A 21,258-nucleotide genomic window follows, 5' to 3' on the forward strand; every position below is an offset into this window, starting at 1 on the left:
GGTCGCCCAGAATAAATTCTGAGCGACCTTATTTTAATTTAATGATTATTTTTCTAAATCTTGTAATTTTTGATTATCATCTAATTGTGATTTACCAGCAAGTCCGATATTTTGAAGAACTTGCATAGCAACCCATAATAGAACAAGTGAGACGATAGCGAAGATTGCTAGAATAAGAACACTTATTCCAACTTGTCCACTAACCATTCCAGATGTTAATGATTGACGGAACCCTAAAGTAGAGTAAGTCATTGGTAAGAATGGATGGATAGCGTTGAAGAAGCTATTTGTAACTTCCATTGGGAAGGTACCACCCGCGCCACCTAATTGTAACATCAGAAGAACCATGGCCACAAAACGACCAGGATTATCGAATGCCATAGCAAGCGCCATGACGAGGTACATCGATGTTAACGAGAACGTAGTTGCAATTAAGTAAGTTTGAGCAATATGGTCTGCTTGTAAGCCGAACATAAGCATCCCTGTAACTTCAACGACTGCCATACCAATAGCAACGACAGTTCCGATAGCAACTTTACTCCAGAACCAAGCTGTTGCTGATTGACCTTCCATTGAAACTTTACGGATTGGGAATGCAAAGTTAAAGACGATTGCGCCAACATACAATGCAAGTGAAAGTACGTATGGTGCTAAAGCATGACCGTAATTAGGTACATAACTATAATCTTTATGTTTCAATTCTGAAGGTGCAGCGAACATTTGAGCTGTTTTATTAGTTGCTTTAATACCGTTAACGGTATCTGATCCCGTTTTAAGAGCAGTAGCTAACGTTTTAGTTCCGTCTTTAAGTGTTTTAGAACCATCACCCAATTTAGCTGAGTTATCATCTAATTTTTGAGTTCCTGCTGCCAATTGATCAACACCTGATACAAGTGTTGGTACTTGGTTATTCAAGGTTACTAGCCCATTTGATAACGTATTTGAACCTGTAGATAATTGACCGATACCTGATGTCAATGCTGGTACTGATCCATCTAATGTTGATAGACCCGTGCTTAATTGACCTGAGCCTGATACAAGTGCGCTATTGTTTCCTGCTAACTGTTTAGAACCGGCACTAGCTGTCGAAACTCCAGCAGTATATTGCTGAACACTTGGAATTAATCCAGGCGCCGTACTTGTTCCATTCAATCCAGCCTGAATTTGGTTTAATCCATCATTTAGTAATTCCGTTGCCTGGATTGCACCCATAGGACTGTTTTTCGCTCCCGTTCCCTGTTGCATTAAGCCATTTTTAACAGTTGTTAAACCACCTGTTAATGTATTAATTGCCTTTGTGGCGCCAGCTGTCACCTTAGGTTCGTCCTTGGCTAACTTAGCAACGCCGTCTTTTAGTTCCTGTAGTTTAGGTAACAAGCCTTGAACGACTGCCAATTCTTTTTGAATATCTTTTAATTTAGTACCATTATCGTTCAATGGATCTGACATACCGGTTAAGTCATCTTTAATTTTTGATGCGTTAGCACCTGATGCCACTAAATCTTCGCCTGAAGTCTTTAAATTACCACCTAAATCAGTTACGGACTTAACAAGACTTCCCGCTAATGTCGGATTTGATGCTGCTAATTTCTTAAAATCATTTGAATTTAAGAAATTAACTAATACGGCCATGTTACCTTGAGCACCTTTAAGTTGTACAGCGGCACTAGAAGGATTGTCCGTATTATAAAGATTATTATTAAGCGCGCTCAATTGTAATCCTGCATCCTTCGCTTTAGCCCCAACTAACTGCGTGTTCACCCCAATTTGAGTTAAGTCCGCAGTTAATCTTTTAGCATCAATATTTGGCATACTTTCACCATTTAATTGATCATTCAGATATGATACACCAGAATCTAACGCCTTAAATCCATCCATTAGAGTTTTCATTTGATCTTTTGATTCTGAATTATTTAGCTGTGTGTCCAAATCATTAGCAGATGTTTTCAAGTTTGAACTTAATGTATTCAATCCAGTATTTAATGAAGAAACACCATTAGTGTACGTTTTTACACCACTTGCTAACGTTGTTGAACCAGAATCTAACTTCGATACACCTGAAGCTAAAGCGCCCGTACTATTATCTAATTTTGATAATCCAGCACTTAAAGAGCCGGCACCTGTTGTTAATTGTTGCACACCGTTCTTCAATGGTACAACGCTAGTTGATAATGTTTGAACACCATTGTTAACTGTGCCAACACCTGTAATGTAACTATTTAAACCATCATTTAACGTAATCGTACCATCAGATAGTTTTTTTGAACCCGTTGCGGCTGTTTTAAAGCCTTTCCCGATTGTTTTAACTTGTCCAAAGATAGCTGTAGCGTATGATTCCGTGACTGATTCACGAATTTGGCTATTTAATTGTTTTGCAGCTGCTTCACTGATAACTTCACCAATGTAGTTACGTGATGCATTGGTATCATATGTGATTTGCATTTTCTTAGGATTTGTATCCAACAACGTTGCTGCGTTAGAAGAGAAGTTCTCAGGTAACGTAATCGTTGTGTAGTACTTGTTGTCTTTCATCCCTTGTTTTGCTTGTTCTTCAGAAACAAACATCCACTTTAATTGATGATTACTCTTCAACTCTTTTACAAGTTGATCACCAACATCTAAAGTTTCACCATTATATTTAACGGATTTATCGTTATTAACGACTGCTACTGGTAATTCGCTTGTCTTACCATATGGATCCCAAACTGATTTCAAGAAGAAAGCAGCATATAGAATCGGAATGAGCATCATAACGATTGTTGAAATAAGAATTAGTCTATTCTTCCCAACAAATTTAAATTCATTCTTGATCATTTTCATTGAAATTGGTGCCCCCTAAAATTAATTATGTCTACTATAAAGTTTCATCGATAGGTTATAATATACATCAAATGTCCACGAAGGACAAATTTTTTTTACTATTTTTTTTTTTTTTAAGATTTTCTTAATTTTACATAACTTATTAACTCATAAAGACAAAAAAATCATCTTATGATATAGATGATTTTTATTGCTTAAAATAAGTTTTTAAAGAAGTTAGCAACCGCGCGCCACATAATAACAAAGATGTTTGCTTTTTCAATTGCCTTCTCATTTGTTCCGGTAACAGAAAGTGCTTTTGCCCCATCAACATAAGTTAATGCACCATCTTTGCCAGTTAACTTAAGCGTCCCAATATCACTATTAGCTTTAATGGGTGCTTCTAATCCAGTCTTTTTAACTAATGATGTGTTTTTCGCTACCGTAGCCGAAACAACGCTCTTAACTGTTTCGCCCTTTTTCAACCAAACTTTTTGGTCAGATTTAAGTGCTACTTTTGTTGTTAATTCTTTACCATGGAAGACAGGTAAACTATCTGCGTTTTTAAATGTCGTACCCGCTTTGATTGTTTTAACATCAAATGAATCAAAGACATATGACATGATTTTTTGCGTATCAGTAAAGCGACTCACATCTGTCTCACTCTTATGTGATGAACCTAAAACAACCGTAATAATACGATGTCCATCTTTTTTAACAGTTCCTGTAAAACATTCGCCGGCTTTATCAGATGTCCCTGTCTTCAAACCATCAACAGGTAATTCAGTATAAGCTTTAGCCAATCCAGGCAACATCCAGTTCCAGTTTTCCATCAACGTTTCGTCAGATGTTCCTTTATCAAAAGCTTGGCGTTTGATACTTGTTGTTTTCAATACTTCTGGATATTTTTTTAGTAGGTTTTTAGCAATAAGTCCCATATCTTTGGCTGTTAATTCATTTTCATCGGCCGCAGATGATCCAGGATAGCGATCTGCATCACTAATATCACTATTTGTTAACCCAGAGACATTGTCAATTTTAGCATCGTTAATGCCCCATGATTTAACTTTTGCACGCATTAAAGTCACAAAATCTTTTTGTGATCCCGAAACTTGGTGAGCAAGCGCCATAATGGCGCCATTAGCTGAATAAATTAAACTAGCATCATACAGTTCTTTAACTGTATATTTTTTCGTTTTACTCAATGGTACATTAGACAATGATGTATCTTGACTGATTTTATAAGAATCATCATCAACAGTCACTTTTTGGTCCCAAGTTAACTTACCACTTTTAATTTGATCCAAAATAACATCAATTGAAATTAATTTTGTCATTGATGCAATTGGTAAAACAGCATCGGCATTTTTTTCATAAATAACTTGACCGGTATCCGCATCAATTGCTAAAGCCGCTTTAGCAGTTAAATTAATTGCACTTGAGCTTGTTGTTGCAGCCGATACAGGTTTAACATCGTGAAGTGTCATTGCTGAAACACCAGTGAATAACGCTGCACCAGAAATAAGTCCAACTACGAATTTTTTTGTGCGTTTTAAAAATATCATATTCTCTTTACCCTCTTAACTTCTCTTATTCATTTAAGAATACCCAATAATACCTATTCTTGCAACTATCCTTCTTACTTTCTAATCAGTTTTTTATCCTTACCAAGTGGTAAGTGAATAACAAAACTAGTTAGCGAATCATCTGAAACGACGTAGATGTACCCACCATGAAGTGTGATAATACTCTGAGCAATAGCGAGCCCTAATCCAGTTCCACCCGTTTTTTGTGAACGCGATTCTTCCACTCGGTAAAAACGATCGAATAATTGATCGAGCGACTGCTCAGGAATTTTAGGCCCATCATTAGAGACTTTTACAATGACTTCTTGGCCAATTTTTTCTGCTTCCAAATAAATGTGTTTCCCACCGGAACCATATTTCAAAGCATTTGAAATTAAATTATTAAAAACGCGACCTAATTTCTCGGTATCAGCTTCCATCATTAATGGGTTAGGTTTTGTGCTACTGGCAATTGTCATCCCTTTATTTTTAGCTTCAAGTTCAAAGCTAGCTGCTAACTGAGCCAACATCTGGTTCATATCAAAATCAATTGCATTAATTGGTGTCGATGTTTGACGAACCTTCGTATATTCGAATAAATCTTCCACCAAAACTTTCATTTGTTTCGACTTCACATATGCCGTGTGCGTATATGAAAGTAAATCTTCTTGCGAATTATACTGATTATCTTCTATTAAACCGAGATACCCAATAATTGATGTTAATGGCGTACGGATATCATGGCTAACATTCGTTATCAATTCATCTTTTGAATTCTCTATTCGCCGTTCTTCCTCCATTGACTCAATTGTACTTTGAACCAATGCATTAATACTCGAAACCACTCGTGCCATATCTCCCTGTAACTTAAAAGGGATTTGGTGGTCATAATGACCATCGGCAATATAATGTAATTCTGAAATAACATGTCGCAACTGCATTTGACGGTAGCGTCGAATTAAACGCCAGTAAAGCACGATAATATCTACAATAACCATAAACACAACAAAAACATTGCCCCAACTCCAGATATTGAAATCATTAGGTCCAAACGTTAATGATGTCTTTATTTGAAATATTCCATTCCTAAGTCCTGGATTAGAAGCAATGGTCTGATTTAATAAGATAAAAACAGATAAATTTAATAAAATTAATAAAATGATTGTAATGAATCCTTCACCAATTAATTCACTTTTTTCTCTACCGGTTAATTTCAAAGATGTCTCCTTAACTAATGCGTCTCTATCTTGTACCCAACGCCCCAAACAGTTTTAATAATATCATCGCCGTTTGTGGCTACTTCAATTTTATCTCGCAAATGGCTAACATGAACCATTACCGTTTTTGCAGAAATAATTGATTCCTGCTGCCATACTTGTTCAAAAATATCATCTGCGGAGTAAACATGGTTTGGATGTGATGCTAACAAATATAAGATTCCAAATTCTAAAGCCGTTAATTGAATAGCATTCCCATCAACCGTTTGAACTTCATGTGAGTCCTTTTTAATAATTAATGGTCCAATTTCGAGTGCAACATCGGGTGCTGGATTTGAGTTTTGGCTACGACGGAGTAATGATTTAACCCGAGCCATAATTTCTAATGGGTTAAATGGTTTAACAACATAATCATCGGCCCCCGTGATTAATCCACGGATTTTGTCCATGTCTTCCGTCTTCGCAGAAACCATTAAAATAGGGATTTCTGAAGTTTTACGAACTTCTTTAATCACATCCATTCCGTTCATTTTAGGCATCATGACATCAAGAATCATCACACCAATATCCGGCATTTTTTCTAATTTTTCAATAGCTTCAAGTCCATTTTGAGCAGTAATTGCTTCATATCCTTCGTTCTTTAAATAAATAGAAATTAAATCAACGATTTCTTTTTCATCATCTACGACTAAAATTTTCATTGGATGTCTCCTGACTTTCTTAATTATAGTTACATTGTATCAAACATCTTACAGGATAACTTTAAAGAATTGCTTAAATATGCTTAATTCATGGTATCAAAAAGGGCTTTCATTTAAAAATGAAAGCCCTTCTCCTAGAAAATTATTTACGTGCTAATAAGTAGTTGAATAAACCGCCCATTGTTTTGTCTGATATGTCAATTTCTTTACCGTCTTCTGTAACTTTAGTGATTTCATAATAATCTTCGAATTCAGGTACTTCTAATTCCATCATTGCGACAAAAGCTGCAGCCGTTTTATAAGTTGCTTGTAACTCTTTTCCATGAACATAATTGATTACTAACATAATTGTATCCCCCTTATGAGTCTCTCTTAGATTAATTCAGTTTTTTTAATATCATCAACCGTTTTTGTTCCGGCTAATTGCATATCGATTGTTAATTCTTTTGATAAATGTTCAAAGACTGATTGAACACCTTGCGCACCACCCAAATGAAGACCGTAAACCATTGGACGACCAATTGCGACAATATCTGCACCACTTGCAAGTGCCTTAAAAATATGTGACCCACGACGGATTCCACTATCAAAGACAATTGGCACACGTTTGTTAACTTTTTTGGCAATTGATTCAAGAACATCAAATGATGCAGGTCCACCATCTAATTGACGACCACCATGATTTGAAACCCAAACGCCTTTAGCGCCGGCTTCGATGATGTCATCAATGTCTAATGGTGATTGAATTCCCTTAACAAAGACAGGTAAGTCAGTGTAGTCAGAAATTGTTTTAATATCTTCTAAGCTCAATGTTTGTTTAGCATTGGCATAGATAGCCGCAATTCCTTGTCCTTCACCTTCGCCATATTCAGCCAAGTTTGCCATGGGAATTGGGAAGGTAAAGTGGTTAATACTATCAGCTTCACGATTACCACCTAATGTTGAATCAGCTGTCAAAATGATTGCTTTCATGCCAACTTTTTTAGCTTGATCTAACAAGAAACGGTTAAATTTTTCATCTTTACTCATATATAGTTGGAAGAATTGAGGACCACCCGTTCCACCATCGCATGTTTCCGAAATCGTTTTGTTGGAATATGTACTGAGTGACATGATTGATCCAACAGCAGCTACCCCTTTAGCAGTATCAATTTCGCCTTGTTCATGAGCCAATCCTTGTGCTGCAATTGGTGCTGCAATCATTGGGATTTTTAAATCGATACCCATAAAGGTTGTTGATAAATCTGGTTTTTCAATATTTTTTAAAACGCGAGGTGCGATGTGTTTGTGATCGAATGCGACACCATTTTCACGTAATGTCCATTCATCTTCTGCACCACCGGCGATGTAACCAAATGCACCCTTTTCCATACGTGCTTTTACTAAACCTTCTAATGCTTGAACATTAGTAATTTCAATTGAATGTTCTTCCTGACTTGCTTGATATGCCAATTTTGTAACCCCCATCTGTTATTTATAATTGTAGTGTAGTCCCTAACGTTGAATACTTCCACAAATAACACTTATTTTAGATAAAAAACGCTGACGTCAGTTACTAGAATCGTATTTGTAATTAATTTGACTAAATGTTATAAAGTTACTGTAGTATAAATATAGATTTATGGAGGAATGAAAGTGTTAGTTAAAAAAATGGGGATAGTCGTTGTTTTATGTTGTTCGCTTTTAGTTACCGTTGGTTGTGGGAAGCAATCAGGGTCGACTGAACAACAAAGTTCTGAAAGTGCTCAGAAAATTAGTTCTGAAAAGGCTAAAAAAGCTAGTTCCGAAAGTGCCAAAAAAGCTAGTTCCGAAAGTGCCAAAAAAGCTAGTTCTGAAAGTGCTCAAAAAGCTAGTTCCGAAAGTGCTCAAAAAGCTAGTTCTGAAAGTGCTCAAAAAGCTAGTTCTGAAAGTGCTCAAAAAGCTAGTTCTGAAAGTGCTCAAAAAGCTAGTTCTGAAAGTGCTCAAAAAGCTAGTTCTGAAAGTGCCAAGAAAGCCAATAATCTAATTGATTCTTCATTAATAGGAACTTGGTATGGCTATAATAAATACGAGTCCAAACTTGATACGATTAACATTACCGGCAATAAAATTATTACAAATGGTAATACCACTGAAATACACTCCGATAGCGAACGAACGGCTGCTGATAAAGCACTCTCAGCAGGGTCTGGTACGATCGATGATAATAAGGATACCTACAAATTTAAACACTGGGGTTCAGTTAGATCAACTAACGAGGAAAATGGTCGAAAATGGCTTAATGTTAAAGGTTGGTATCAATCTGCGGGTACTGGCTCTTTCTACGGCGTTAAAAATAGAGTTATTAACGGGCGCAGTATTCCGGTATTAACTCTAGCAGACGGCGCCGGTATGTGGGCAAGTCAACACTTTTATCAAGATAAGGCAGACGCCAATAAAATGTCTGATACTATGTTTGATGATGAACCTTCACAAAATTAGCGCTTTAAAAATTACTCAATAAAAAAAGGTTCAATTTCTTTAATTAACTTAAAGAAATTAAACCTTTTTTGTTATTTAACTGAGTAATTAGGTGCTTCTTTAGTAATTTGAACATCATGTGGATGTGATTCAATTAAACCAGCACCTGAAATTTGAACAAATTGAGCATCGTCTTGTAAGGCTTTCAATGTACCAGCGCCAACATAACCCATACCAGAATGTAAGCCACCAACCATTTGGAAAATGATATCAGCTAAACTACCCTTGTATGCCACGCGACCTTCAATACCTTCTGGCACTAATTTATTAGCTTCGTTCACGCCACTTTGGAAGTAACGGTCAGAAGAGCCATTTGATTGTTCCATGGCTGCTAAACTACCCATACCACGGTAAACTTTAAAGCGACGGCCTTCATAAATTTCGAATTCGCCAGGTGCTTCATCAGTTCCAGCCAACATGCTACCTAACATAACGGCATTTCCACCGGCAGCAAGCGCCTTAACAATATCACCAGAGTACTTGATTCCACCATCAGCAATAATTGTCTTACCATATTCACGAGCAACTTCAGCAGCATCATAAATGGCCGTTAATTGAGGAACACCAACGCCGGCAACAATTCGTGTTGTACAGATTGATCCAGGACCAATCCCAACTTTAACAACATCAACACCAGCATCATAAAGAGCACGAGTTGCTTCACCCGTTGCGACATTACCAGCAATTAAAGTAGCATCAGGAAATTTAGCTCTGATTTCAGTAATTTTACGGATAACACCGGCAGAATGTCCATGTGCAGTATCAATAACCAAAGCATCAACGCCAGCCTCTAGTAAAGCTGTAGCTCGTTCGAATGTATCGCTTGTAACACCAACAGCAGCAGCGACAAGTAAACGACCATGTTTATCTTTAGCAGCATTAGGAAACTCAACAACTTTTTCGATATCTTTAATTGTGATTAAACCTGTTAAACGACCATCATGATCAACGATTGGTAATTTTTCGATTTTATTTGTTTGAAGAATTTTTTCCGCTTCCTTGAGTGAAGTTCCTTCGGCAGCAGTTATTAATCCTTCTTTAGTCATTACACTATCAATTGAAACTGTCATATCTGAGACAAAACGTAAATCACGGTTGGTAATAATACCAATCAATAGACGATTATCAAGCGTTTCAACAATTGGTACACCACTGATGCGGTAACGTTGCATTAACTGTTCAGCATCCGCAACAGAATGTTGTGGTGTTAAGTAGAAAGGATCAATAATAACGCCACTTTCAGAGCGTTTAACTTTTTTTACTTCTCCGGCTTGTTGTTCGATGCTCATGTTCTTATGGACAACACCTAATCCACCTTGGCGAGCCATAGCAATCGCCATCTTAGAATCTGTGACAGTATCCATGCTGGCACTTAAAATTGGGACATTTAACTTGATATTCTTTGCTAATTGCACACTGATATCAACTTCGTTCGGTAATACATGACTTTCTGCAGGTACTAATAATACGTCATCAAAAGTGAATCCTTTTTTAGCGAACTTTGTTTCCCAATTTGACATCTTAAAACCAGCTTTCTCATTTTATTTTGTTTACTAACATACCAGATAAGTTCAACCCTGGTCAAGGCTATTGTCTGATTCTTATTAAGTTGTAATCGTTCGTGATTGTAGCAAAAAAGAGCTCAAAAATTTTACTTGAACTCTTTTTCCAGTCGTTACTGAATCTAAAACATTGTACGATTAATATTATAGCGACGTTTAATATAAAGTCTTGCCACAAATGCGATAGCCGCAATTGCAACATATACAGCTGCTGGTAATATTGAATTAAGTGGTCCTGGAATCAATGCTACTAACATGTAGGCAAGAATCCAAACAGCGATGAAAGCAATCATTACGAGTAATGTAACCCAAAAAGCTGGTTTGTCTTCTTTTTTGACATTAGGCCCATACTTTTTGTAGAAAAGTGCTGCGCCCATTCCACCCAAGATCGATGTCAAGAGTAGCGTCAATAACCCACCGGCACCTGAATCACCGGCCTCTAAACTTGTTTTATTCATAAATCCTGTCACAGCATACATGGCAGCGAAAATTGCTAGCATCATCAAGCCATTATCCAGAACAGTCAACCAAAAACTCGTTGATGGTTCTGCAGCTTTTTTCTGAGGTCCCATAATAATATCGGCAGCTTTTGTGCTAACTGGACCATATAATTTAGTTGCCGTTACACCCTTACGTTGTTCAGTACGCAATTCTGCAACAATCTCATTAATAATTGTATCGCGTTTTTCATTATTAATTTCTGAATCCGTTAAAATACTATTTAAACGGTAAACATAGTCTTCATTACGTTTCGTTAATCCCGCGAAAGGACCATCGCCTTGTAACTTTGTTTCTTTTTCTAGATATTCTTTTTGTTTTGCAGCGGCCGAAGCATTTCTATCTTCAACTGATGTTCCTTCAAGGTTATTTTCATCTGCCATGGTTAACAACTCCTACTAACTTATTTTATTTAGACGTTAAATCTGAACTCAATAATATCGCCATCTTGCACGACATATTCCTTACCTTCGGAACGTAAGCGACCAGCTTCTCTAACAGCCGCAACACTTCCATTTTTATCCAAGTCATCAAATGACATTGTTTCGGCGCGGATAAACCCACGTTCGAAATCTGAATGGATAACACCGGCAACTTGAGGTGCTTTCATCCCCTGTTTAAAGGTCCATGCTCGTGTTTCAGCACCACCCGCAGTGAAGAATGTTGCTAAACCTAATAACTTGTAAGAAGCTCTAATTAAACGATCAAGTCCTGATTCTTCGACACCAGCAGCTTCAAGGAAATCTAACTTATCTTCATCATCTAATTCGGCAATTTCTTCTTCCGTTTTAGCAGAAACAGCTAAGCATTCAGAACCTTCTTCTTTGGCGAAAGATTCAATTAATTTCACATATTTATTAGCGTTAGGGTCAGCCATATCGTCTTCGGCGATATTAGCAACGTAAAGGACTGGCTTATTAGTTAATAAGAACATGCCTTTAACATATTTTTCTTCTTCTTCATCAAATTCAATCGAACGAACGGCATGTCCAGCTTCAAGAACTGGTTTGATTTTTTGTAAGATACTGAATTCTGCTAAAGCATCCTTATCTTTTGTTCTCGCAACTTTTTCTACCTTAGCATAGCGTTTCGTAACACTATCCAAATCTGCAAAAACAAGTTCCAAATTAATCGTTTCGATATCGTCCATTGGGTCAACTTTATCAGAAACATGCGTAATATTATCATCATCAAACGCGCGAACAACATGCACAATTGCATCAACCTGACGAATGTTTTCTAAAAATTTATTACCCAATCCTTCGCCTTTACTTGCGCCTTTAACAATACCGGCAATATCTGTAAATTCAAAAGTTGTGTGAATAATTTTCTTAGCAGGGACGACTTCGTCAATCCGAGCTAAGCGTTTATCTGGAACTTCAACCATTCCAACATTAGGATCAATTGTCGCAAATGGATAGTTAGCCATTTCTGCGCCTGCTTTTGTAATTGCGTTAAATAAAGTTGATTTACCTACGTTTGGTAATCCTACGATTCCTGCAGTTAATGCCATAATTAAGCGTCACTCTTTTCATTTATTTTGTGTTATCTTCTGGCGTAGCTTTTTCTAACATTTTTTTCATCTTTTTTTCAAATTCTCGTCTGGATAATAGAATAAGGTGTCCGCAGCCTAAACATTTAATGCGGATATCCATCCCCATTCGGACAATTTCCCAGCGGTTAGTTCCACAGGGATGCGGCTTTTTCATTTCAACAATATCGTGTAAGTCATACATATCGACTAACCTCCTAATCTAGTGAAATATCAAGTAAGTCTAAGATTCGGTTCAAATCATCCGTTGATAAATAATCAATTTCGATTTTACCTTTATCATTTTTTTTACTTTGCTGAATAGAGACCTGTGTACCAAATTTTTCTTTTAATAAATTCTCACTTTGTTGAACGTAAATTGACTTTTCACTGTCGTTCGTTTTTTTAGTATTCTTTTTACTCTCGCCATTCATTTGGGCAATTACTTTTTCTAATTCACGAACAGTTAAATTTTCTTTAACCGTCCTTTTAGCTAACGTACCAATTTTTTGTTTGTCTTTAAGTGACAACAACGTTCGCGCTTGACCCATTGATAATTGGTCAGCCTGAATTAATTCTTTGACCGCATGAGGCAACCCTAGCAAGCGTAAATAGTTAGCGATATATGGGCGACTTTTGCCCAACCGTTCTGAAACTTGTGATTGTGTTAGATTTAATTTCTCCATCAACGTATTATAAGCTTCTGCCTCTTCTAAAGGAGATAACTCTTCACGCTGTAGATTTTCTAAAATCGCAACTTCCATCATTGATTCTTCGGTCATCGTTCTAACAATTGCTGGAACGTCAGCCACACCGGCTAATTTAGATGCGCGAAAACGACGTTCCCCGGCAATAATTTCGTAACCTTTAATCACTGATTCTCTAACGATGATTGGTTGAAAGACACCCGATTTTTTAATTGAAGCCGCTAATTCCTTTAGCGCATCTTCATTAAACGTTTTACGTGGTTGATAAGGGTTGGGCCGAATCTCATCTAAATTCAGACGGACAATAGATTCTTTTGTGTCATCGTACTGGTCAAGCTCATCTTGAAATAATGCGTTGATGCCTTTTCCAAGGCCTTTTTTATTATTTGCCATGCGCCTTTAACACTTCCTTTGCCAATTCCATATAAACTTGAGCACCCTTTGACTTAGGATCGTAATCGATAATTGCCATCCCATGACTAGGTGCTTCGGACAAGCGGACATTTCGCGGAATAATCGTTTTGTAAACTTTTTCTGCAAAATATTTTTGAACTTCAGAAACAACTTCTGCGCCTAAATTCGTTCGCGCATCGTACATTGTCATCAGAACGCCTTCAATAGCTAAATCTGGATTAAAATGTTTTTGAACCAAGCGAATTGTATTCAATAATTGGCTCAAACCTTCCAAGGCGTAATACTCGCTTTGAACAGGAATTAAAATTGATTTGCTGGCCGTAAAAGCGTTGATTGTAATCAAGCCAAGTGATGGCGGGCAATCAATTAAAATATAATCATATTGATCTTCAATTGTTTTGATGGCATCCAATAGACGTGTTTCACGCGCCATTTGTGGTGTTAATTCAATTTCGGCACCGGCTAATTGAATTGTTGCGGGAACAATATCTAACCCTTTATGATTCGTAGGAAGAATAGTGTCCTTAATTGGAAATTCATTAACTAAAACATCGTAAATATCTTTTTTAATGGTTGATTTTTCGATACCGACTCCACTTGTTGAATTTCCTTGGGCATCTGTATCGATTAATAAGACTCGTTGACCTAATTCGGCCAAGCAGGCGCCTAAGTTCACGCTTGTTGTTGTTTTACCAACGCCGCCTTTTTGGTTCGCTAATGAAATAACAATTCCCATATTTGATTAACCCTCCTTTTTTGATTCAACCACATCAATAATGACGCGATATCCTGAATCAGTTTTTTCTTGTTTTGATTTAATGGTAACGCCGTTATCTTCTATAACTTTAACGGCCTGTTTCAATGTGTTAAGAACTAATCGTTTATCAGGATTAGCTTTTTTTGTAACTTTTTTTTCATTTTCTTTTGGTTCTGGTTTACCTTTATCCTCTGCAATGAGTAATTCAGTTTCTTTAACTGTTAATTTTTCTTTTAAAATACGTTTTAGTAATTTCTTTTGTGCGGTAGGTTCTAAATTAACCATCGCCCGACCATGACGCTCGGATATTTGTTGTGACATAATTGCTGTCTGCACTTCATGTTCTAGCTTTAGCAACCGTAATTTATTCGCAATAAATGCTTGACTCTTACCCATGTTTTCAGCCAATTTAGACTGCGATAGGTGGTTCAAGTCCATTAATTTACTGTATGCTTCCGCTTCTTCAATCGCAGTTAACTCTTCTCGTTGTAAGTTTTCAATCAGTGCCATTGATGCCGCTTGGTCGTCATTCATCTCGCGAATAATCGCCGGTATTTCTTTCCAATCTAATGAAGTTACCGCTCGAAAACGACGTTCCCCAGCAATAATTTCATATTTTCCCGTCTCATATTCTCTTAAAATAATAGGTTGCAACAAACCATGTTCTTTAATGGTTTGTGCCAATTCCTCTATTTTTTGATCATCGAAGACTCGACGAGGTTGAAATCGATTGGGAATAATAGTCGCAATAGAAATGTCACTAACCTTCTTTTGATTCGTTTCATCTTCTTGTTGATTTTTACGATTTCCTAAAAATGAAAATGCCATTTTCTGACGACCTCCTGACTATAACTTAGCTACAAGCGGTGTCCGTCCAGGGACGCCCGCCTTTCTAGGGTATTTCTTAGGACTTAATTTAATTTTATCGACTACCAATAAATGACGTTCATCATCGGAAATTGGTAAATTAAATTCATGATTAGCTTTAACCTGACCACCCAAAAGTTTGATGGCATATTCGGCGTCGGCTAGTTCCTCATCCATTTTTTGCGCTTTTAATGCAATAAATTGACCGTTTAACTTAACTAACGGTAAACATAATTCAGATAACACGCTCAATCTGGCAACTGCTCGTGCCGTTACAATATCGTATTGCTCTCTGTATAAGCTTTTCTTACCCGCAAATTCTTCTGCACGATTATGAAAAAAAGCAACCCCTGTAATATCTAATTTGTCCGCCAATTCATTCAAAAAGTTGATACGCTTGTTCAACGAATCAACAATAGTCACCGTTAATTGCGGGAAAGCAATCTTCAATGGAATTGAAGGAAAGCCGGCACCAGCGCCGACGTCACAAATAGATAAGGGCTCGCTTTGTATTTCTTTTGAATAAAAAGCAGGCGTTAAAGAATCATAAAAATGCTTCAAATAAACGTCTGACTTTTCTGTAATAGCAGTCAGATTAAGGTTTTCATTTGTCATTACTAAAAATTCATAGTAAGTTTCAAATTGTGCCATTTGTCTGTCTGTTAAATTGATACCTTTTTCAGCTAATGATTGACGAAATTCTTCTGGATTCATATGACTGGCCCTCCGTTATTTGTGAAACAAAACGATGTTTCACGTCCTGTTTAACTTTAACGTATTTAGTCCAGAAATACAAGCCACCTGTAAGATTTACTATCCTACTAACTCATCAAATTTTTTAAGTTTTGAAATTAATAATTCAACAAATTTTGTACGGTCAATAGACAACAGAACCTCTGTATTTTTTTCAAGACCTAACAAATCAAATTTGTCGACAATCGTTTCGCCTCGAGTAAGATCACCATTAACTTCAACATCAACATGATAGTGACCACTCGTGAATAATTCTGGCTGTAGCATCCAAGCAATCGTACAAGGATCATGTAAAGGAATACCTTGGAATCCCCATTTTTCTTGGCCATAATAAATACCGTAAAATTTCAATAATCCGTATGCTGATTGTGCTACTTTGTTGTTAATCTTACCAATTTCTTCAATTTCTGCATCCAAAATTTGCGCTTGATGCGTTAAATTCAAGCCAGCCATAACTAATGGAATTGAATCATTCAAAACCATTTTTGCTGATTCTGGATCTACGGCGATATTAAATTCTGAACCAGGCTTAACATTTCCTACATCAGTTGATCCACCCATGAAGACAATTTTTTCAATTTTACTTTTTAATTCAGGATATACGGCTAAGAATAAAGCCATATTTGTCATTGGACCCGTTACTACCATTGTGACTTTTTCAGCACTCTTAGAAAGCGTCTCAGCAATTAGTTCAATTGCCGTTAAGTTAGTTGCTGGAATCTCTGATTTAGGCAATACTGTTCCATCAACCCCAGTATCCCCGTGAACGGCATCAGCGATCATTAATTCTTGAAGTAAAGGTTTTTTATTACCACTAGCAACCGGAATATCCGTTCGTTCCATTAATGTTAGTAGTCGACAAGCATTATCAAATGTTTTATCAGGCGTTTGATTCCCGGCAGACGTTGTTACTGCACGTAAATCAAATTCTGGTGAAGCAATGACCATCATTAATGCTAATGCGTCATCATGTCCTGGATCACAATCTAAAATAATTGGTGTTTTTGTCATAATAAAATCTCCTCTTCAATCGAATTATTTTTTTGCATTTTTAATGCAATTAGTAAATGTATTTATGTTCGGACTTGTTGAAATTCCAGAATGGGACTTTTACGACACCCTGAATTTTCGACTTGTCAACGAATCCCCAATAACGACTATCGTTAGACACCGAACGATGATCCCCTAAAACAAAATATTTACCTGCCGGAACTTTAGTAACCGAACTATCTTTAGTCCACTGATTATCCATGGCCAATGATTTAAATGACCAGTCCTTAGCATTTATCCCCTGGACCCTTGTTCCTGTTGTCTTTTGATAGGTTGAAATATAAGGCTCCGAAATTTCTTTATCATTGACATAGACGTGGTCATTTTTAAATGCCACTGTATCACCAGGCATTCCGATAACACGTTTAACATACTCTTGACCGTCTGTTGCGTCCGGATCCACACCATATGCATCAAAAACAACCGTACTAAGGCGCTTAATATCAATGACTTTAACAACTGCTACATGTTCGTTGTTAACCAAGTTCGGTTGCATTGATGGTCCATCAACGCGCACCATTGTGACAACGAATGTTTTTAAGAGCATTGCAATTATTAGTCCTACCGCGATTGGTATGATCCAACTCATTATTTCTTTACCTATTTTTTTCATAATTCCACCCAATCGTTACGTATTTTTATCCCTTTATTATGGTTAATTATACGCCAACTATTTACGAACTTTCAACGTCTAATAATTCATATGATACCAGACAATGAAATCCCTTTCTATTTAAATTAAAAATTTCATTTGCAACTATGTAAAACGACTGGTATAGTTTTATTTAGTTCTAGTAGTTAAAAACATAAGATTTTTGTAACTTTTTTGTAACATTCATAAAAATCCGTTTTTAGTGGAACAATACGTTAATCGCCTTTAAATCAATATAAATGACGTGTTTTATCAATAATCAAAATTCATTATAATTACATAAAACATTTAAAATACGCGTATGTAAGCGTTTGTTAGTGTTTATTACAGTATTTCCCCGAATTGTAATAGTTTTCGCATTTAACTGCAACACGAACCAGTTACAATGGTTACTATAGTATAAAACCAATAAAAAAAGAAAGTAGATGTGACTCAATTTGAATAACACAATTAAATCATTATTACTCGGTACAGTTGGTACCGCCGGCCTCCTTCTTGCATCTAATGCAAGTGCTGATGCAGCAACAGTTAAAGTTCAAACAAACGATACCGTTTGGGCATTTTCTCAAAAGTATGGCGTTTCAATCAAAACAATCGAAACTTTAAACAACATTGACTCAAATTCTCATATTATTACAATGGGCCAATCATTAAACATCCCTACAAAAGATAGCGATGCTGACACGAACTCAACAAAAACAAGTTCAGCTAAAACAAGCGTTGTTGCTACACTTCCTGCTGATAACTCAGCAAACAAAACATCAGTTACTGTTAAAAGTGGCGATTCATTATGGTCAATTGCTCAGGCAAATGGCATCTCAATCGCAGCTCTTCGCTCAGCTAATGGATTTGCTGACAACTCAGCACTTATCTTACCTGGCCAAAAATTAACATTAACTGGATCAAAAGCAGTCGTTACGACTGCTAAACCTGCCGAAACAGTTACTCCAGCTCCAGTTAAGACAACTACACCAGAAGTTGCCGCTAAACCTGCTGAAACAGTTACTCCGGCTCCAGCTAAGACAGCTACACCAGAAGTTGCTGCTAAACCTGTTGAAACAGCACCTAAAGCAACAGAATCAGCAGTTTCTGCAGATGGTAAAACAGTAACAGTTAAGAATGGTGATTCATTCTGGTCAATCGCTCAAGCAAATGGTATTACTATCTCAGCATTACTTGATGCTAACGGTTTAACTTCAGGTTCAATGATCAATCCTGGTCAAACGTTGAACTTAACTGGCTCAGTTGCAAAAAAAGCTGTTCCTGAAAAAGTTGTTACCGAAAAACCAGCTGCAGCTCCTGCTGCTGAAGTAGCTAAACCTTCTACTAACAACACTGTTGCTAGTTCAAACACTGCTTCAACAACAAATGTTGCTACTAACAACACAACTACTAACACAAACACAGCTTCAACAAGTAATAACGATGCTACTACTTCAAATACTGATACTGCTGAAAGTTCTACAACACAAACAGCAAGCTACTCAGCAAGTAAAGTTATCTCAGTTGCTAAAGCATACATAGGTACTCCTTATGTTTGGGGCGGATCAACTCCTTCAGGTTTTGATTGCTCAGGCTTCACGCAATACGTATTCGCTAAAGTTGGTATCAACTTAAACCGTAATACTATTGGACAAGAATCAAATGTTACTAAGAAATCAACTGCTGCTGCTCAACCAGGAGACTTATTATTCTGGGGAGCACAAGGTTCTACATACCATGTTGGTATCTACTTAGGTGGTGGCCAATACATCGCTGCTCCAGAACCTGGTCAAAATGTTAAAGTTGGTACATTAGCATACTTCCCTGCTTCATTTGCTGGTACTGTTAACAAATAATTCTTAAATAAATGAAAAAGCGTAAACCTAACGGTTTACGCTTTTTTTATATCCCATCATTATCGATGTTTCACATGAAACATTTTAAGCAAATAGTAACCCAATATAATACGTTACAAGCATCGTTACTAACCCCGCTATAACGTTACGTAATATTGCTGGTCCTTTTCTCGCACTTCCTAATGACGCGCTAATAAAGCCCGTTAACGCTAACGCAAAGGTGACAACTACGACTGTTCCCCACATTTTAATGTTTTCGGGTAAAAAGGTCATCGAAAGCAATGGAAACACACCACCTAACGACGCCGCAAGCATTGATGAGAAAACGGCATCCCACGGATTTACGTAATCGCCAATTTCAATTCCATATCTTTCTTTGACGGTTCCTTCTAATGCATTATTTTCCATAATATTATCCGCTGCCTTAATTGCCAAAGATTTCGAGACACCTTTTTCCAAATAAGCAGCGATTACCATTTGACGTTCTTCCTCGGGTTCTTCAATTAATCTGCGCTTTTGTGTTTCGACAGCCGCCTTTTCTGTATCTTTTTGCGTGCTAACAGAAACATATTCTCCGGATGCCATCGAAAACGCGACTGCCAACAAATCTGATATTCCGGCGATGAAAACAGCAAATGGACTTGACGTTGCTGCCGCCACTCCGAAGACAACGCCCGCAACAGTTAAAATTCCGTCATTTGATCCCAATACTCCAGCACGTAATATATTTAACTCTGCGCCTAATGATATTTTCTTTCTATCTGTCATTATTTTCTCCTTCTACGCGAATAAGTGTCCAATAAAATAAGTCATTGCCATCGTTAAAAGTCCAGAAATAACATTGCGCATTATAGCTAATTTGCGACTGGAGTTCCCGAGCGTTGCACTGACATAGCCCGTCAATATCAAAGAAAAAATAACCGCCATAATTGTCATTGAAATTCTAATCTGTTTAGGGAATAACGTTATCGCTAATAAAGGTAAAGCGGCACCAACCGGGAATAATAACATCGAAGCAACTGCTGCATGCCATGGGTTCGTGTAGTGATCTGGATCAATCCCATATTTTTCTTTTACCGTTACCAAAACGGCATCTTTTCTCATCAGCTCATCTGCAATATCTACAGCGACATCCTCAGAAATACCCTGTTTTTGATAATAGGCCACTAAGTCATTTCTTTCATCATTAAAATGCGTTTTTATATTTTTTGCCTGCACGTCTGTTGCCGCTTTTTCCGTATCTTTTTGCGTATTCACGGATACGTATTCCCCAGCAGCCATTGCGAACATTCCCGCAAACATTCCTGCAATTCCAGCAATGAAGATTCCAAAATTATTCACGGCAGCACCCGCAACACCGAGCACAATCCCGGAAATTGAGATAATCCCATCATTAGCACCCATCACACCCGCACGCAGTATGTTAATTTTTTCCGCCAATGTTATTTTCTGTAGCATAGTTACATCCCCCTTATTCATTTTACAAACCATCAAAAGTTAAATACTCTCTAGTCATTAAGTTTAGGTCCGTTCTCATTCACAGTCAAAACTATCAAAATCAATACTTTTCTGACCCCCTGGTAATCCCTTTGTGGCAACATTATTTATTCAAAAAAGAATTTAACCGCACACTGTTTAATTGAGAACTATTATTATTTAGAAAAAATCACTTAAAAAATCATTTTTTACTTTTAATTTCATATATTTAGTGTATTATAGAGCTATTCGGGCCCTTAGCTCAGTTGGGAGAGCGTCTGCTCCGCAAGTAGAAGGTCGACGGTTCAAATCCGTTAGGGTCCATTCAACATCAACTGATATAGAAAAAAATGACTAACTTCAAATAAACGA

At 37.1% G+C, this 21,258-nt stretch carries 20 protein-coding genes and 1 tRNA gene; 3 read left to right on the top strand and 18 right to left on the bottom strand.

Annotated elements, in window-relative coordinates:
* Nucleotides 1-45: 45 nt before the first annotated feature.
* From N0K73_RS01090 to N0K73_RS01115, 6 genes are all read right to left on the bottom strand, one after another.
* Nucleotides 46-2,820, bottom strand: a complete 2,775-nt coding sequence (locus N0K73_RS01090; protein WP_284068593.1) for a YhgE/Pip domain-containing protein — start codon at nt 2,818-2,820, stop codon at nt 46-48.
* A gap of 194 nt (nt 2,821-3,014) precedes the next feature.
* On the bottom strand, nt 3,015-4,364 hold the full coding sequence (locus tag N0K73_RS01095) for a serine hydrolase (RefSeq protein WP_112251189.1): 1,350 nt from the start codon (nt 4,362-4,364) through the stop codon (nt 3,015-3,017).
* Nucleotides 4,365-4,438: 74 nt separating this feature from the next.
* Complete coding sequence (locus tag N0K73_RS01100) at nt 4,439-5,581, bottom strand: sensor histidine kinase (protein WP_112251187.1); 1,143 nt, start codon at nt 5,579-5,581, stop codon at nt 4,439-4,441.
* Between the two features lie 14 nt (nt 5,582-5,595).
* A complete protein-coding gene (locus tag N0K73_RS01105) occupies nt 5,596-6,282 on the bottom strand; it encodes a response regulator transcription factor (RefSeq protein WP_057974192.1) in 687 nt (228 codons plus the stop codon).
* A 142-nt stretch (nt 6,283-6,424) separates the two neighbouring features.
* Nucleotides 6,425-6,628 carry a DUF4649 family protein gene (locus N0K73_RS01110; protein ID WP_112251185.1) on the bottom strand — a complete coding sequence of 68 codons (204 nt, stop codon included), beginning with the start codon at nt 6,626-6,628 and terminating at the stop codon, nt 6,425-6,427.
* 26 nt (nt 6,629-6,654) lie between these two features.
* Nucleotides 6,655-7,734 (bottom strand): lactate oxidase, encoded by a 1,080-nt coding sequence (locus N0K73_RS01115; RefSeq protein ID WP_181647434.1) that lies wholly within the window; start codon nt 7,732-7,734, stop codon nt 6,655-6,657.
* Nucleotides 7,735-7,917: 183 nt separating this feature from the next.
* On the opposite strand from N0K73_RS01115, the gene N0K73_RS01120 reads away from it, so the two are divergent.
* Nucleotides 7,918-8,742 carry a hypothetical protein gene (locus N0K73_RS01120; protein WP_284063896.1) on the top strand — a complete coding sequence of 275 codons (825 nt, stop codon included), beginning with the start codon at nt 7,918-7,920 and terminating at the stop codon, nt 8,740-8,742.
* Between the two features lie 71 nt (nt 8,743-8,813).
* On the opposite strand, the gene guaB is transcribed toward N0K73_RS01120, so the two are convergent.
* From guaB to lepB, 10 genes are all read right to left on the bottom strand, one after another.
* The gene (gene guaB / locus N0K73_RS01125) at nt 8,814-10,301 is read right to left on the bottom strand and encodes an IMP dehydrogenase (RefSeq protein WP_057974188.1); all 1,488 of its coding nucleotides are present in this window, start codon (nt 10,299-10,301) and stop codon (nt 8,814-8,816) included.
* A gap of 164 nt (nt 10,302-10,465) precedes the next feature.
* Nucleotides 10,466-11,224, bottom strand: a complete 759-nt coding sequence (locus N0K73_RS01130) for a DUF1129 family protein (RefSeq protein ID WP_112251028.1) — start codon at nt 11,222-11,224, stop codon at nt 10,466-10,468.
* Between the two features lie 29 nt (nt 11,225-11,253).
* Nucleotides 11,254-12,354, bottom strand: coding sequence for a redox-regulated ATPase YchF (gene ychF, locus N0K73_RS01135; protein ID WP_112251030.1), 1,101 nt, complete (start codon nt 12,352-12,354; stop codon nt 11,254-11,256).
* Between the two features lie 22 nt (nt 12,355-12,376).
* Entirely contained in the window at nt 12,377-12,577 is a 201-nt protein-coding gene (locus N0K73_RS01140) for a DUF951 domain-containing protein (RefSeq protein WP_057974185.1), read from the bottom strand.
* 13 nt (nt 12,578-12,590) lie between these two features.
* Nucleotides 12,591-13,472, bottom strand: coding sequence for a ParB/RepB/Spo0J family partition protein (locus N0K73_RS01145; protein WP_057974184.1), 882 nt, complete (start codon nt 13,470-13,472; stop codon nt 12,591-12,593).
* The gene (locus N0K73_RS01150; RefSeq protein WP_057974183.1) at nt 13,462-14,229 is read right to left on the bottom strand and encodes a ParA family protein; all 768 of its coding nucleotides are present in this window, start codon (nt 14,227-14,229) and stop codon (nt 13,462-13,464) included. Before N0K73_RS01150 ends, N0K73_RS01145 begins: the two co-directional genes overlap by 11 nt.
* Nucleotides 14,230-14,235: 6 nt before the next feature.
* Nucleotides 14,236-15,078: a nucleoid occlusion protein gene (noc, locus tag N0K73_RS01155; RefSeq protein ID WP_112251032.1), complete on the bottom strand. Its 843-nt coding sequence runs from the start codon at nt 15,076-15,078 to the stop codon at nt 14,236-14,238.
* A gap of 18 nt (nt 15,079-15,096) precedes the next feature.
* Nucleotides 15,097-15,831: a 16S rRNA (guanine(527)-N(7))-methyltransferase RsmG gene (gene rsmG / locus N0K73_RS01160; protein WP_112251034.1), complete on the bottom strand. Its 735-nt coding sequence runs from the start codon at nt 15,829-15,831 to the stop codon at nt 15,097-15,099.
* A gap of 99 nt (nt 15,832-15,930) precedes the next feature.
* Nucleotides 15,931-16,881 carry a pyrimidine-specific ribonucleoside hydrolase RihA gene (gene rihA, locus N0K73_RS01165; protein WP_057974180.1) on the bottom strand — a complete coding sequence of 317 codons (951 nt, stop codon included), beginning with the start codon at nt 16,879-16,881 and terminating at the stop codon, nt 15,931-15,933.
* A gap of 49 nt (nt 16,882-16,930) precedes the next feature.
* A complete protein-coding gene (gene lepB, locus N0K73_RS01170) occupies nt 16,931-17,533 on the bottom strand; it encodes a signal peptidase I (RefSeq protein WP_112251036.1) in 603 nt (200 codons plus the stop codon).
* Nucleotides 17,534-18,009: 476 nt separating this feature from the next.
* Here lepB and N0K73_RS01175 point away from each other — a divergent pair, with 476 nt between their 5' ends.
* Entirely contained in the window at nt 18,010-19,410 is a 1,401-nt protein-coding gene (locus N0K73_RS01175; RefSeq protein ID WP_284068594.1) for a C40 family peptidase, read from the top strand.
* Between the two features lie 84 nt (nt 19,411-19,494).
* Here the strand turns inward: N0K73_RS01175 and N0K73_RS01180 are convergent, their stop codons facing one another.
* Both N0K73_RS01180 and N0K73_RS01185 read right to left on the bottom strand, forming a co-directional pair.
* Nucleotides 19,495-20,178, bottom strand: a complete 684-nt coding sequence (locus tag N0K73_RS01180) for a VIT1/CCC1 transporter family protein (protein WP_112251040.1) — start codon at nt 20,176-20,178, stop codon at nt 19,495-19,497.
* Nucleotides 20,179-20,190: 12 nt separating this feature from the next.
* Nucleotides 20,191-20,868: a VIT1/CCC1 transporter family protein gene (locus N0K73_RS01185; RefSeq protein WP_112251042.1), complete on the bottom strand. Its 678-nt coding sequence runs from the start codon at nt 20,866-20,868 to the stop codon at nt 20,191-20,193.
* A gap of 269 nt (nt 20,869-21,137) precedes the next feature.
* On the opposite strand from N0K73_RS01185, the gene N0K73_RS01190 reads away from it, so the two are divergent.
* Nucleotides 21,138-21,210, top strand: a tRNA-Ala gene (locus N0K73_RS01190).
* The last annotated feature ends 48 nt before the right edge of the window (nt 21,211-21,258 follow it).

Origin of the sequence: Dellaglioa algida (assembly GCF_030127605.1) — a bacterium.
Lineage (GTDB): Bacteria > Bacillota > Bacilli > Lactobacillales > Lactobacillaceae > Dellaglioa > Dellaglioa algida.